This window comes from Brenneria roseae subsp. roseae, assembly GCF_003115845.1.
Lineage (GTDB): Bacteria > Pseudomonadota > Gammaproteobacteria > Enterobacterales > Enterobacteriaceae > Brenneria > Brenneria roseae.
On record NZ_KZ819034.1, the window covers coordinates 123337 to 139572 of the forward strand.

The window sequence follows — 16236 nt, forward strand, 5'->3', positions numbered from 1 at the left end:
TATTTTATAAAACCGTATCTTTGTCATAGCATACGGTTCTATGAAAACTTCAGCTGTTATTGTGTCTTTGATACTTTTATCATATCAGATTCTTGATTCGTTTTTAGCATAGCCTCTTGTTTGCTGTTTCCAATGACTTTTTTATTGATAAGCACCGCCAGCGCACAAATAAAGATAGGAATGGAAAGAAAATAAAACATATTAATAGCCTGGATGCCTGTCGATAATATCAATCCGCCGATAAAGGCCCCAAGAATTGCACCTGTACGACCAACAGCCGTCATTGTACTGGTTCCCGTAGCGCGTATTTTTGTTGGGTAATAACTCGATGATAGTGATGTCCAGCCTGTATTAACCGAGTTTACTGTGATCCCCAGGAAGAATGCCAGGATACCAATAATTGTCAGATTATAATGGAATTGAGTCAATAACAGTGAGAAGACGACACCGCCGGACATCCCCAGGAACATTGTCCGATGGTAACCCCACCGGTCCATAATCAAACCAATAGAAATATTACCTAATGTTCCCCCCACCTGAACTATTGCGCCGATTAAAGCGGCATCAGTCAATGTGAATCCACTTTCTCTGATTAATAAGGGCATCCAGTTACTTAAGAAGTTAACACACATTAAATTCATAAATAATCCCAGCCACAGGCTAAGAGTACAGAGTAAATATGGCTTCTTCAATATTTCTACCAGGGTAAACTTCGGCGCCGACACAGAATGAGATTTATTTATCTTAATTGTGTCTAATTCTACGCCATCATCATGACCGCCGGTAACCTTTTTCATTACTTTATAGACATAGTCTATTCTTTTATTATTTTCTAAAAGATATAGAATAGATTCAGGAAGATAAAAAACGATAAGAATTAGCGATAAGATAGGCAATAATCCACCAACGATGAAAACGCCTTCCCATCCAAATATTGGAATAACTTCTTTTGCAACAAAACCGACCAGAGCGCTTCCCAACGTTATGCCACAATAAATGATACAAATCAGCGTTGATTTATATTTTACCGGCGAATATTCCGCAATCAGTGTTGCCACATTAGGCTGTGCCGCACCCAGTCCGAGCCCAGTCAGAAATCTCAGGATAATCAATATTTCTATGTTGGGAGAATAAGCAGAGGCGATTGACAGTAAGCCAAAAACCAATACAGCAAAAAATATGACATTCTTTCTTCCAAAACGATCGGCTATGGTTCCGCCCATCAAAGCACCGCAGGCAAGCCCCATTAACCCCGCACTCATTGCGACGCCAAGCACATCATGGCTGACTTTCCACTCATCCATCAGTGATGGCGCAACAAATCCCATGATCGTCATATCAAATCCGTCTAATGTTAAAACCAATAAACAGATTAAAGTTAATACAACATGGAATTTTTTTAACGGCTGAGACTCGAGATATTCCCGAAGACTCGCTTCATCAGAAATTTTCATTTTTTCCCCTCAATTAAAAGATATATACCTAATAGATTTCAAGTTGCAGGAAGGCGAAAAACGAGAGAACCCCGAATCACTTACCCAGGTTAGTGATTGAGATAAACGAGTACGGCCAACGCCCCTGCAACTTGGAAGATGATGGATATAAGTTGTTAATAAACAAAATAATTATAAATAAATTTTTCCCATCAAAAAATCAGGCCAGTTTTTCTCAAAGAAAATATCATCTAAATTTACCGAATTATTTACTAATCGCGTTTGATTATAAAATGCCTTTCCCGTCCATTTAATAAGATATTTTTTCTCTCTATCTTGTTTTCTTTCACTTCTAAAACGCCATTTATCAATAACGCCATGACGATCAGAGGGTATAGCATCTCCCTGCTCATCCAGAATGATGCGGGCTCCCCGACTTCCACCGCCGGATGAAATATATTCATTCAACATGCTTAATACCGCAGCGGAAGTGAGCGAGAAATGCTTCCATAAAATAACATTTGCAAGCTGCGTTTCACTATCCACTTTTATGCCATGTGAGCTGATATCTGAAAAAAGTTTTAACGATAAGGATAACTCATCCTGAACGTCTTTAGTCGACACAATAAAACCCGCTTTGTCAGACATCCGGTTCCTGATTTGTGCTTTTATCTCATGCATAGACAGTTTTGCAGAAGACAAACAATCCTTAATATAAGAAACGATTTCATCAATTGCAGAAGACACTGATTCATCGGATAAATTAATATGTTGAAAATCTGATATCAGATCATAAGATATTTTTTGCGCGACCCGGACCCCAAAGACCTGTCCCGAATTTAAAGCCGCTCCTCCAGGTCTGGTGACTCCGTGGGTACCGGCAACTTCGCCGACAGCGAAACAACCTTTTAAACTGCTTTCTCCCCAAATATCAACATCAATCCCGCCATTCATATGCTGATTATTTACAGAAAATTCCAGAGGCGTCGTTGTAATGTCGTGTCCGTGCATTCGATACAGTTCAATGGCCAGAGGATTCATATGCTTTAACCTTTGAATCGGTAGCGCCTGATCGCATTGATTATTACTAAGATATTCTTTTACGTCCCTATCAAGATTTTCTAAAGAAAAGGGAATGTCGCCGGGGACGGGTTCTGGATTACGATTAAAATCCATATACACCCGGTGTCCTTTTCTGGTTTCATCGGCAATAGCCATATCAATTAAACTCGAACCATATTCCAAAGTGCGGGTTGAATGGAAAGGCCATTGATATCCTTTTCTAAAAACATTTGAGACCAGCTCTTGCGTTGTTCGATAATAATCAGCAAGGAAATTTATTTCATTTCCATCCGAATCAAGGGAGTAAATATAAGGGATAACCTGTACATATGTCCCTGATAAATTCCATGGGAACGTGGTACTTGCGGTACTAATCCCGAACTGGCTCTCAATAATATTAGTCAGTGTTATTCCAGCTTCTAAAGCCAGACCTAATGAGCCGTAACACCCTCTGGGATAAACACTATCCCGGTACATACTTCCTGGCCCGCCAGTCGCTAACACAATATGGGGAGAAGAGATGATGCCTAACTTTAGCTCATTATGATAATGAGGCAAATTGATACTTACAATAAGGCCCGAGCAGGATTCCTTACCCTCCTTATCTGTATTTTTTAATAACTTTAATGCTGTGGTATTTTCTAAAATGGGAATACCAAGACGCTTCACTTCTTCTAATAATACTTTTACCATCAATCTCGATGTCCTCGGGCCGCAGCTTGTCGCCCTTCCCGCCTCATCGTGATCGGTCTGATAACGTAATATAGAACCATACTTGTCTTCCGGGAGATTTAACCCCAGAAATTGAAGCCCTGCGATGGTATTAATGGAGCCTACAGATTCAACATAGGCTACATCTTTGTCCATTCCGCCGCCTGAACTTAAATCTTCAGCAAGTTTGAAAAAGTTGTCGCCATTTTTTGATGTTGACGCGGTAAACAAGGTTTGCTTATCAGAGCCAGAACACGCTGACGTGCCTTTATAAAGACCTGATGTTGCAAGCAGTACATTAACATTTCGGCGTTTCAGCTCCACCGCCGCCCGTAACCCAGCCGCGCCAGTACCAACAACAACGGCATCATATTTATATACCGGGATAGGCATGTTATTGATATTTTCTATATCATTTTCTTCTGGCGCAATAAATCCTTTTGGCAGTTTAACATGAGTTAAATTATCTAAAATCTCCTTGCTCACTCCACTCATCTGGTGCCCCTTACATGCTAACAAGTATATTTCCAAATCGATTGTTAATGGATTTGTATAAAAACGATTATATTTAAAAAATAATTAAAACAATGCATTTTTCATACTTAACAAAATTTAGACATACGTTCGATACTGACATCCAGTGTGGATGCTATGTTTTTATTCCACCAATTGTTATGAGAAAAAATCTCTAACTCAATTAAACCATCAAATCCCGCGTCTTCTACCCAACTTCGAATTAAAGGAATATCGATTACCCCATCACCAGGCATGCCGCGATCGTTCACTAAATCCGTAGTTGGAACTAACCAGTCCGATGCATGAAAAGCAAGGATACGTTTTCCTGCCCGTTTAATTTGGCTATATAAATCGGGATCCCACCAGACATGATAAACGTCAACGGCAACCCCTAATCCATAATAACCATCCGGATCGAGTTCATCACACCAATCCAACGCCTGACGTAAAGAACTTAGGCAAGAACGATCGGCTGTCGTCATAGGATGAAGCGGTTCCAACGCAATACGAACCCCGACCTGACGAGAGTGTTCTAATAGCTGTTGAATACCTTTTTTAACCTGCGATCGTGCATCTTCTAAATCTTTTGAATAGCCCGAAAGACCGCCGACAACTTGCACATAACAAGAACATTCCAATTCTGCCGCCAAATCTAACGCCTTGCGATTGTCATTAATCGCAGCCTCTCTCTCCGTCTGATTGGGAGCGGTATAATATGTGCTACGACATAAACCGGAGATAGACATATTACAATCTTTAAGCTTTCGCAAAATATCCTGGGGACGGCTTTCCTCAAGCTCTTTCCTCCATGGGCTAATAGCGGCAATGCCCCTTTTAGCACATTCATCAATAATTTCTGAAAGTGATGTTTTAAATCCAAGTGTCGCCGTATTAATACAGTATAAATCCGGGCGCTGCGATATACTTCTCATTACTCCCCCTAAAAACGCGGCATGCTAAGGCCACCGTCAATAGCGACAGGAACACCACAGGTATACACTAATTTCCCTTCAGCCATAGCTCTCACCGTTGATGCAATATCTTCCGGATATCCCCAGCGTCCCTGAGGAACGAGTCCTTGCGAAATTAATTCATCATAATATTGTGTCGCAGGGATGGTCATATCCGTTTTAATAAGGCCCGGTCTAATTTCATATACACCAATACCTAATTGACTCAGACGCATGGCAAACAGTTTAACCGTTGCTGATGACGCGGTCTTGGCAACGGTATATTCCCCACGGTTCATGGCTAACATCACGGCATTAATTGAAGTAATAAATATGATTGACCGATGATTTTCCTGAGCGTTCGGATTCTTCATCAGCCGCTTGCTAAATGCCTGAGTCAAAAAGAAAGGCGCTCTTGTATTTACCAGTAAATTCTGGTCGAAACTTTCTGGAGTGACATCCAGTAAGTCTCCCCTTTTTTGTACGGAAATGCCTGCATTATTCACCAGACAATCCATTCTTCCCCACTTGTTTTCTGCGCTATCCAGCATTTCTTCATGAAGAGAGAGATCGGATATATCCGCGTGAAAACATTCAACTTCCGCCCCTAACTCCTGAAATTCTTTTTGCGCTTTTTTTAACTTTTCGACACTTTCATCATCTGTTCTGTCATTTATCAGAAGATTAAAACCGGCTTTTGCTAATGCCATAGCACAACCTTTACCAATGCCTCTGGCCGCGCCTGTGATAATTGCTACGGGTTTAGAACTCATTTTCGTTTCCTTTATGCGTATATGAATAATAAATGTTAAATCATCTTATCCAGCCTGAAATTGAATATATTCTCCTGATTTTTCACTTTCAACTAAACGGTTGGTTATCTGTGATTAACATCACACAATAAAAACCTGCCGTTTGCATTGATGGCCTGATACTGTTACATATACAATGGATTTTACTAACTAGTTGATTTTGAGAATCTATATGACAAAAAGCAATATTAAACGCAAAAACGACCCTGTTTTAACACAGACACTTATATTGGATGCTGCGACAAGCGAATTTGCAGAGAAAGGGTTTGACGGCGCCAGAGTGGATCAAATAGCGCAAAGAGCCAATGTTAACAAACAGCTAATCTATTATTATTTCGTCAATAAAGATGAACTATTTACACGTACGCTCGAACTGGCTTACCAACAAATCAGAACACATGAGTCAGAACTAAAACTGGATAATCTTCCTGCCGATCAGGCCATTCTGGCTTTAGTTGAGTTTACCTGGAATTATTATCTGGAACATCCTGAATTCATTTGTTTACTAAACAGTGAAAACCAGATGAAGGCACGCCATATGGCAAGCTCGCCGACTGCGGTTCAAATTAACCAACCATGGCTAAGTCTTTCGCAACGCATTATCGATAAAGGAATAAAAGAAGGTACGATTCGGCCCGATATTGATGCCATGCAGCTCAACATCAATATATCCGCACTTGGTTTCTTTTATCTGATAAATCAATCCACGCTATCCATTATTTATAAAAAAGATCTTATGAATAAAAACACGTTAAAAGAAAGATTAGATGTTATGAAAGATACAATAGCCTGCTGGATTTGCCCTCATTCTAAAAAATGAGTTCAACATAATAAATAATTCATCCGGTTTTATTTTAACTCAGAATGAAAACGGTAGCGAACAGCAGGAACTGGAGAATCACTTACCCGCTTTTGATCATATTCAACAGATAAAGCATTTTCCAGTTTATAGTGACTGTATTATTGATTATAAATTGATTCAATATAATCAATAATACCAGTCATCATTTGAAATAAGCGCACAGAATTTTGCGTCAGGTTAAATGCACCATCAGTTTTCTCTTCCGCAACTACTCAGTTCTGTAAATATAATCAGCTCTGTATTAATTTGCCGGCGCTTTCCTTAGCATTCATGCTCTGCGTTGATTTCTGCCGCGCTTCCAGCTTCTCATGCGCGACGTTAAAATACTGGCACCCCGACCAGATATTTTTACTGCCGACAATATAAACCCGTTTCTGTGCACGTGTAACCGCGACATTCAACAGATTAGGTTTCGCAGACGCCCATTTTGCTGCGCCGCGGTGTTCCTCTGACAGGCCCAACACAATAATCACGTTTTTCTCTTCTTTACCCTGAAACGTATGTACGGTGCCGACACGTTCGTTGATCCATGCACCACTACCGTTGACGCCACGCAGCTCCTTGCGCAGATACACTTTCAGCCGGTTTTTCACCCGCTTAAACGGAGAAATAATGTAGGCGTCAGGCAATGTTGGAGACTGTTCCAGCCACGCCCGCAGCATAGAAAGCACATACTGCCCCTGTTCAGGGACAAAGTGTTTACCATCAACTTCACCACACACATCAAACCAGCAACTATCTCCCCAGAGGAAATCATCCTGTGGCCAGAGATCATCCCGTCCATGCAGCATCTTATTGTTGTATGCAATCGCATTGGCGATGCTGAACATCGGCTCATCACAGCGGCGATGCACACGCAGCGGGCTGCCAAGCCAGATCTCTTTCGATATTTGCATTGTCCCGTATGGGTTAACCCGATCTGCCAGATTTTGCACTGACTGCACAGTGGGAGACCAGTCCCGCCATGCCTCACCGAAATCTCGTCGGGCGATGGCTTCAACAAACGCCGGTGGGATGGTAAATACGGGTTCAATCTGCAACGGATCGCCAACAACAACGGCCCGTTTCGCTCTCCAAAGCGCGCCTACTGCCTGCTGCGGCGTTGCCTGCCCTGCTTCATCAATAAACAGCCAACCGATGTCACCTTCTCCGAAAGTGCTGAACTGGCGCGCCACGGAGGCAAAGGTTGATGAGACAACAGGCACGATCATAAACAGCAACCGCCATAGCGCCATGCACGCCTGTTTATGTTGAATGCCACCATTGATCGCTTGCATTAATATATAAAATGCCTGATGAAGATTGCTCTCTTTGTAGGCTGCCGCCAACCATGCCTGATGCAGCTCAAGGGCTTTGACAGTCAGAAGGCTACGAGCTTCATTCAACGCCTGACAATGGCCAAAGGTAGTGCGCTGGAATGCTGGCGCTTCGATATCCGTCTCTGACGTGGCAAAAACCGCATCGGAGTATTTCTCTTCGAGCAAGGCACACCGCTGCTGTTCCTCTCTCAAGGCATTAGCTAATTGCTCGAACCGGTTTTTTTCAAGTTGATAACTGGCGTCAACGATGGCACGCCTCCGTTCCAGACCGCCGATAATCGCCCGTTCACGACACCAGGCCCCGACCTGCAACGTCCACCATGCCGTCCTGCGGTCTCGAAGTTTTGCCAGCCGCACGTTCAGCCTAAGCAGGCGAGCACGACATTGCTCCACTTTTAACTTTTGTTGTTGGCAAGCCTCCTGCTGATCCCGCAACGCTTCCAGCTGTTTCAGCTCATAAAGAATGCCCTGGAATCCTTCCTGCGCGGTATTGAAAGCGTTCTTCGCTTCTGCGAATGCGTTATCAGGTAATTGCTTAATCGACTCTACCAGGGTGCGATAACTATCGGCAGGTGCCGAGGCAACGCCTTTTTCCGACTTAAAATAGAAAACACGCTGTCCAAATATTTCACGGTTCTCCTGTTTTCCCAGCGCCGCGGCAATCAGTCCCCAACAATCCGTTTCAGCGGTTAATGGTTTGATTTCATATAACTTATCGTTTTTCTGCTCATGGAGCTCGAAAATACGAGTTTGTGCTGCCAGCTTTTGCGCAACGGGTTTCAGGTAACCAATCTGCCGCCAGGCTTTGCCCAGACTTTTTTGCTGGGGCAATTCCCGAGAAATGTTCTCCACCGCTGCGTTATTATTGGATGCCACCACCATTTCATAGCCCGCGAGCTGGGGGGACAGACAGGGAATAGTGAAATGTTTGCTATCCAACGTCAGACAGATGGTTTCCCCGAATGCCTCAGAAGCACGATCAAGGCTTGCCAGAATGGATGCTCGTTTAACCAAATTGCTGGCAACCAGATCCCGCAACATAGTGGTTTTACCCGTGCCGGGTGGGCCATTGACCGAGTAAAGCCCTGACAGGGCCAGTTCTTGCTCAAGTGTGTTAATCGCGAACTGCTGCATCAGACTCATATTGTGCGCAGAATCAGACGGCCAGCGCCCGGCAGGTAATTGACTTAGCCTCAGTTTATCCAGCAGCAGCGAACGGCCATCTGGCGTCATCAGATCCGGTTTTCTATCCCTGCTGCCGATAAGGTAACGTCCCAATGGAGAATCAGCGAGCAGCCCTTTTTCTTTTATCCAGTTAATCGCTTTTTCAATATCGCGAAGGTAAAAGCTATTCAGAATAGTGATTTCGCCCGCGATATCTGGCGAAGATGCAGATATTTCGGTAATCGCCGGGTTTACCGATATTTGAGAAAGGCGAGAGAGTTCAGAAAGCCTGTCCGGATAAAACGTTTGCTGTTGCTGATCCTTACAGGGAGAGTTTTTTTTCTTTCTGGTCTCTTTTAGCTTAATAAAAAGCGCTGGCGCCGGAACTTCCGGGCTGAAATGCGTCCATTCTGCCATTGCCTTCAAAAATTCAATAATTTCGTAAGTCGTCAGGACGAGCGGTAATCCATGCTCTTTTTTTAGATTATTAGCTACCGCAATAATTTCCTTAAAGCGCTTTTGTAACTTCCCGCTCGCAATTTGGTAAGATTCCAGATTGATGTCTTGCAATCCGCCAGTTTCCAGTTGCCCTAGCGCCCATGTGACGGTAGAGAACTCAAAACTCTCGCCATCAATATATCCATCCTGATCGACGAGGCATTTTACCGAACAAGTCCGCCCTTCATCCTGAAGTTGTTCATCCTTAACATCTGCAATATCGGGCCAGGTTTGTTTTGCGCGGGCAAATATTTCCTTGCGATCGAAAATGCCAAAAAAAAGCTCATAGTTATATTTCTTTGAGGGTAAATAGTCTCTTCCCGCCAGCCTGATCTGTTGGGGATCGATCCAGGGAAGCGCTGAAGGAATTTGCAGTGCCTCCACTGTCAGTCTCAGAACGCCATCAGCGTTATCCTCCAGACTTTTAATATCAGTGGACTCGAAAAATTCAATCTTGTGCCAATAATCGAGAATTTTAAGTGCCTGAATGATTGAGAGACTTTTGTTCTTGTCGTCGTCCATGAGATGCCAATGTCCTTATGTAGTAAATTCAGTAACTAAAAACATACTACTCCTTAGCATGGCGAGTATTCAATGATCGATAAAGTTGCTAAAGCGCTTCTTTAAAAAACAGTTATTAGGGTGGATACACATGATGTCAAAAGCACCAATTAAATTGATTTCATTGACCACCAAATTGACCCTTTCATGTTTTATACAACGCTATTTTTGGAGACTATTTACAGCAGATATGAGAGAAGCTGTCGCTGAGATAATCAGGGATATAGCCTCTCCTTTCTGACAAGAGAGGCCAGTAAATTTGACAGACTACTAAGTGCGAGAGACCGGCACGCAAACTTTACAGTGGGCGATAACTATTAGGTTAAGACATTCTAACAGCATATGTCCTACCCTACGGAGAATAGGTCAATATGTAGTGGTCAACTAATTTTGGCCACACAAGCTGACTGTTCGTGGAACAGCCGCTCTGATTCATTTGGCGTTAAGCCGCCGTAATACTAGTGGGCCTGAGTGCACTGTAGAGCGGTCTATCGATGACCGCGCCTCCACGAAGCTACCGTAATCCCTTGATAGTACCCATTGACTTTTCAGACTACGGAAGAACCTCTCCATTGGGCTGTTGACGATCCTCTGTCAAGAGCGGGCGATTTGCATGAGCGAGATCCGATAAAATAAGAGGATAAAGCTCCCGGACGATATAACGTTTTAGACATCTGAGGAGCTCCTTGGTCGATAACTGCTGCGGTGAATGCCAAACATCCGGCATAACACCTCGTCCGGATATTGCGTTCCCGTCCTGTATGTTGTCGTGAACTGTTCAGGGAGTCCGACATCAAGAGCGCGATAGCCTTTTTTAGGGTTTCGTTCTCCATTTCAAGGCGTTGTATACGTTTTCTCATTTCCCTGAGTTCGGTCTGCTCAGGAGTCAGAGGTAGCCCCGGAGGTACTTTTCCCTGACATTCCATGCGTAACGAGTTAACCTAGTGGTTGATAGCCGACAGACTGATGTTCATTGCCTTCGCCATGGGTGCAGTTCTGGTCGAGGACCAGCTTTGCTGCTTCGAGTTTAAATTCAGCAGTAAATGCCTTGCTCATTGGTTCACCTGTAAGATTTTGAGATGAGCATATCACCTCTACTTAGATGGCCAGTTTTAGTTGACCACTACAAACCAAACTTTTCTTCACACGGGATATGCCAGGAGAGCGCCGGGTTTGAGCTTGGCTTGGCTGTCTTGTGGATGCCGTTTAAATTTCGTATGCTCGAGTCTCAAGGCTGGCTTTCGAGCCTTGCTTTTATTGAATATCAGTCGTCAAAGGAGGACTTATGGAGCTGATGAACCAGCCCTTTACCGGACAGCTCGGAAACCGTCTTATCGAATTGCTCGACTCACCGGACTATCACACTCTCAACATTGCAGTCGCCTTCGCAAAGAATAGCGGCGTCCTCAGAATCAAGGATTCGCTCGAAAGATTCAGAAAACGAGGTGGAAGAGTAAATGCTTATGTGGGCATCGACCTTCGCGGGACTTCGTACGAGGCTCTTACAGCTCTGCTACTCCATACGGACTCTTTGAATATAGTGCACTCTGAAAATGGCCAGACATACCATCCAAAGATCTACCAGTTTTTAGGGAACGACAAGGGACTGATAGTTGTTGGCTCACACAACCTGACCGGAGGCGGTCTGTGGGCAAACTTCGAAAGCTCAGTACTCATCCCAGTAGACATGTCGAGCGGCGATGATATGCAAATACTAAGGAGTCTGGACGACTACATCGGGGAGCTGACCTCACTCGATGACTCATTCATGTCGATAGAAGAGCAAGACGACATTGATAAACTCCTCCAAAATGGCTATTTATCTAAAGAAGTCGCCCAGCAAGTGCGCCTTGCGAAAGCTGCTATACAGGATACCACTCGAGAGCGTCTATTCGGCAATGGTACTCCAGTAAAGCTACCTCGCATTACCATTCCGCAGAAAGAGAAGACAGCAGAGGTTTCCTTGGCCCTAGCGAGACCTATTTATGTTCCACAAAGTGACGAAGGCCAGACTATTTGGTTTGAAACCAAGAAGATGACTGGAGGATCACGAAATATACTCGATCTTTCAATGAAGTCCCTGATTGAGCGGGGAGACCCCAAAGGAACCACTTTTAACCTTGGAGATCCAACTTTCATGCGCGGTGGGGTTGAGTTTTTCGGTATAAATCCTACAGCTATCGATCAGACCAAAAACATTACCCTCAACTTCGAAGGGGTTGACTATAAAGGCAACACAATACTTTTCCCTGATGGAGAGAACGCAAACGGCACGTGGAGACTCCAGATCAAGGGAATAAGCTCTTTTGAAAACAAGATCACCCATGCTTTTGCAACCAAAGGCGAGGCGCACTACTTGGTCAAGAAAGTAATCACCTTTACTAAGATTCAGGGTGATTACTACTTCATGTCTGTATTCCCGGAATCTGAGCTTGAGAATTTCAAGGCTGCTTCACGTATATTGGCTCGAAATGGGTCTACAAAAAACGCTAAGCTGCTTGGGCTGCTCTAGAAGCGACTTAGCCATTCTTCGTGTTTCCCTTTCCGAATCCCGCTAATGCCGCCCTTAGCCCCGCCGAATGTGAGCATCAAGGCGTTGTCACTCAACGGGATTCTTTCGGAAATGAACAACGGGACCTGATTTACTTCGCGGAAGCGGTCTATGAATGATGTGATATCGAAGCCGAATGCATACCCCGTCGTGCGTTGATATGGTGGGTCTACATACACTACAGCATTGCTGGGCAAGGGGTCACTAAGGAGCGTCATGATATCCTTGTTGAAACAGGTCACTCCTTTCATTCCATTCACGAGGACATCGATTCTGCGACGCAGCTCGATCGGAGAGGGTTGCATCGGATTGGCAGGACTGCGGCGTATGCTAGTCGCGGTTGGCTCCCAGTAGTCCCGAAAGCACGCATTCGCCCAGCGTTCTCCTTTGCGCCAAATTTGCTTTCCTCCAAAAGAGCAGGCCTGAAGCACTGGATAAAGTTCCACTTCATGGTCACCCCCCGGGAGCGCCGATAGCGCCGACATGTGAGCCTTAAAATCGCGTTTATCACTCGGCAACTCGGACAAAATCCGATCAAAAACGTCCATATTGAACGTACCGGAGCCTATAGCGGACCAGAAGGAACCCCAAGAGCTGATGTCGAGCATCCAAATGCGTGATGGGTCTACGCCTCTGTTAACCAGCTCGATGGAGACCGCGGCAGATCCGCAGCACAGGTCGTAGAATCGCGCGTCCGGCCCGGGAGCGGCCTCTAGAAGATGGTCGACGATTTGAGCCGCTACGCGTTGCTTGCCGCCCTGATATGCGCAGGGTACGCGCATTCGGCAGCTCATAAGGATTTCCTGCGGATCAGGATCCGTGCATAAACGCGCCGGCCGTTGATGATGCCGACACCTCCCCTGTCCTCAGAATGCGGATGATACCCTACCTCTCTAAGGATCTCGGAAGATACGTTGGTGCGTGCGTTGCCGTTGGCAAGCATAATGATATCGAACTGATCCGGACTGTATTTGTCGAGAAACGTGATTGGCACCCCCATAATCCCGTCGTAGTCGACTGGAATATTTTGGGTGCGCCCAACGTCGATAGCATCGTAGTTTTCATAACGTGGGTATTCGTCTGGAGTGTAGCGACTGGTCAATTCCATAGGCACGTGCCGACTGCTAGTGTCCAAGTTGGTGAACCAACGTACGCCCTTAACCCGGATGAAACGTCGCCCTCCCTCGTCTATACCGCAGCCGGCGGCATTTAACGGGTAGCTATCAGGCACATGGAATTTGCGATCCCCAGAGCGGATGGATTCACCATACCAGACTTTATTGTTACAGAAGAGGGGGAAGACCTCTTTGTATGTTGTAGCGTTCATGTTCCCAAGAATAATAAAATTCTTTTCGTGACGCTCCAGCAGGCTAATGTACTCGCGGAAGAGGCTGAAGGGTGGATTGGTGGCCACTATGTCGGCCTCCTTAAGTAAAGCTTTGCACTCATCTGAGCGGAAATCACCGTCACCCACGAGATGCACGAGAGAATTGCCTAACATGGCAAACAAGGGCTCTAAATCCAACGAACCGTCTGGCCTCACAAGAGGCTCGTCAGGCACTTCGGTTACTACCGCCTTATAAGCGCCTGTCACTCCCTCTAATGGATATTCCCGTCCTGCGATTGGGGAGCAGGCGTAGCAGGTGGATGTAAGCCCCGCTAGCCCGAGCTTGTCGAAATTAAGCACAAAAAACCGGAAGAAAGCCGACTCAAAAGGATCGTCACAGTTACAAAGTATGGTCTTTCCCTTTAGTTGTTCTCGATGCTTCACCATTTCCCTAGCCACGTCCTCGTACTGCGTATAGAACTCATCTTTTTTGACTATGAAGGCATGATTGAGAGTCGCATTTCCGGATTTAGAGTGTAGTTTTGGGCGTTCTATTTTTATATCAAATGGCATGGTGCCCTCGCGAACCACCGCTTTTAGAAATGTATTAATTGCGGCGGACATGCCGATGCCTATCTCGTCGAACACTTCGCTGGCGCGTCTCTTGACGTCCAAGTCGATGCGTATTGTCGTAGTGGGTTTCGAAGACATATTTGCCACTCCTTAGTGAAATACAATGTAGCACATTTTGTTATGAGGTCCAACGTAGCACATCGTAAAAATGGCGGTTTCACCATTTACTCCTCCGAGTAAATAATCGATGCACTGACAGACACAGCAGACAACGGGTTTGGTCCATTTAACTATTGCTCTTGACCGGCTACAGGGGGTTGTTCGCAGCACGCTGGGTGAGGCTATGTTTAAAGTCAACGGCTGACTGCTAATCTGCCATCCATTTTTTACTGTCACGCACCATACCATTCATGACTGTCATTAGTTTCGAACCAGTAAATAGTTCTTGCTCAGCTTTGAGTAATCAAATGGGCTAACCCCTTTCTCCCGGTTCGCATCCAGATAATCCGCCCACCACTGCACCATTAACCTACGCTCTCCCAGATGCTCCGCCTTGTGGATGTATGCCGCTCGTACCGAGTTACGTTCCATATGGCTCATCTGCCGTTCTACTGCATCTCTTGACCATAACCCCGATTCAATCAACGAACTACAGGCCATCGTTCTGAAGCCGTGACCGCAGACCTCAACCTTAGTGTCGTACCCCATTACCCGCAGGGCATTATTCACCGTGTTTTCACTCATTGGCTTACGAGGATCGTGATCGCCAATAAAGATCAGTTCATGGTTGCCGCTGAATTGCTGTATTTGCTTCAGGATAACCAATGCCTGACGGGAAAGCGGCACTAAATGAGGAGTACGCATCTTAGAACCACGATGAGAAGTGCTTCACACCCTCTATCGGTTTTCTCTCAGGAGGGATGGTCCACATCGAGGTTTCAAAATCGATCTCTGACCAACAGGCAAAACGCAATTCGCTGGAGCGGATAAAGATCAACAGTGTCAACTCTACCGCCAAACGGGTTAACGGCCTGCCGGTATAGCTATCGATGCGCTGAAGCAGTTCAGGAGTGCGCTTTAATTCCAGCGCGGGACGGTGCTGCCGATTGCTGGATGCAACTGCCCCAGCCATTTCCTGTGCCGGATTGTAGTCGATTAATCCACTTTGTACGGCGTAGCGCATTATTGCGGTTGTGCGTTGCTGAAGCCGTGATGCCACTTCAAGACGACCCGACTGTTCCACCGCTTTGATTGGGGCTAACAGGTCACGCGTTTTAAGTTCGGCGATGTTACGTTTGCCAATAGCAGAGAAGAGGTTATCTTCCAGACTTTTCAGCACACGGCGGCTGTGCTCTTCCGACCACTTTTGATTGGTGGCGTGCCACTCACGGGCTACAAACTCAAAGGTGAATACCGCCTTCGCCTGTTCCTCTTGCACCGCACGTTTTTGCTCACGCGGATCAATACCGGCTGCGACCAGCTTTCTGGTGGCCTCCCGTTTTTGTCTTGCATCAGCCAGTGAAACTTCGGGATAGACGCCAAACGCCAGTATTTTGAGCCGTTGGGATGAACCAGCAAAAACATGCCGTCGCCATCAACCAGCGAATACTCTTTTTCCTCGGGTTTAGCAGAACGTACCTTGGTATCTGTCAGGGCCATGATGGTTATCCTTACATAATCCTGCTGTGAGTATATAAGCAATATCGAACCAGCATATATACTCGGTTCTATACTCACAAGCAGATTAATGTGGGTGAAGTCAGATTGACTTCCGTTGACAGAAAATTCGGTCGAAGCCTTGTGTGGCGCGGATTTCAGACATAAAAAAAGACCTCAGTTGAGGTCTCAGACTGTTGACGAACCCCACATTTTCCGTGGGGTTCTTGTTTTATAAGCG

Annotated in this window: 8 protein-coding genes and 2 pseudogenes; 2 read left to right on the forward strand and 8 right to left on the reverse strand. The window is 45.4% G+C overall.

The window, feature by feature from the left end:
- Positions 1–56 precede the first annotated feature (56 nt).
- The 4 genes and pseudogenes from DDT52_RS16715 to DDT52_RS16730 all read right to left on the reverse strand — a co-directional run bounded on the left by DDT52_RS16715 (position 57) and on the right by DDT52_RS16730 (position 5445).
- On the reverse strand, positions 57–1454 hold the full coding sequence (locus DDT52_RS16715; RefSeq protein ID WP_136157352.1) for an MFS transporter: 1398 nt from the start codon (positions 1452–1454) through the stop codon (positions 57–59).
- 785 nt (positions 1455–2239) lie between these two features.
- Positions 2240–3701: pseudogene (locus tag DDT52_RS16720) on the reverse strand (FAD-binding protein); the annotation flags it as partial.
- A 107-nt stretch (positions 3702–3808) separates the two neighbouring features.
- Positions 3809–4654, reverse strand: a complete 846-nt coding sequence (locus DDT52_RS16725; RefSeq protein ID WP_136157354.1) for a sugar phosphate isomerase/epimerase family protein — start codon at positions 4652–4654, stop codon at positions 3809–3811.
- Positions 4655–4662: 8 nt separating this feature from the next.
- Complete coding sequence (locus DDT52_RS16730; RefSeq protein WP_136157355.1) at positions 4663–5445, reverse strand: 3-ketoacyl-ACP reductase; 783 nt, start codon at positions 5443–5445, stop codon at positions 4663–4665.
- A 211-nt stretch (positions 5446–5656) separates the two neighbouring features.
- Here DDT52_RS16730 and DDT52_RS16735 point away from each other — a divergent pair, with 211 nt between their 5' ends.
- Entirely contained in the window at positions 5657–6304 is a 648-nt protein-coding gene (locus DDT52_RS16735) for a TetR/AcrR family transcriptional regulator (RefSeq protein ID WP_136157356.1), read from the forward strand.
- 272 nt (positions 6305–6576) lie between these two features.
- On the opposite strand, the gene DDT52_RS16740 is transcribed toward DDT52_RS16735, so the two are convergent.
- Positions 6577–9849, reverse strand: a complete 3273-nt coding sequence (locus DDT52_RS16740; protein WP_136157357.1) for a DEAD/DEAH box helicase — start codon at positions 9847–9849, stop codon at positions 6577–6579.
- Between the two features lie 1324 nt (positions 9850–11173).
- On the opposite strand from DDT52_RS16740, the gene DDT52_RS16745 reads away from it, so the two are divergent.
- The gene (locus tag DDT52_RS16745; RefSeq protein ID WP_136157358.1) at positions 11174–12400 is read left to right on the forward strand and encodes a phospholipase D family protein; all 1227 of its coding nucleotides are present in this window, start codon (positions 11174–11176) and stop codon (positions 12398–12400) included.
- Here DDT52_RS16745 and DDT52_RS16750 read toward each other — a convergent pair.
- The 3 genes and pseudogenes from DDT52_RS16750 to DDT52_RS21280 form a co-directional block, all read right to left on the reverse strand.
- A complete protein-coding gene (locus DDT52_RS16750) occupies positions 12397–12987 on the reverse strand; it encodes a DNA adenine methylase (protein ID WP_247595570.1) in 591 nt (196 codons plus the stop codon). The genes DDT52_RS16745 and DDT52_RS16750 overlap by 4 nt on opposite strands.
- Before the next feature lie 242 nt (positions 12988–13229).
- A complete protein-coding gene (locus DDT52_RS16755) occupies positions 13230–14477 on the reverse strand; it encodes a type II toxin-antitoxin system RelB/DinJ family antitoxin (protein ID WP_136157360.1) in 1248 nt (415 codons plus the stop codon).
- 282 nt (positions 14478–14759) lie between these two features.
- Positions 14760–15998: pseudogene (locus DDT52_RS21280) on the reverse strand (tyrosine-type recombinase/integrase).
- Between the last annotated feature and the right edge of the window lie 238 nt (positions 15999–16236).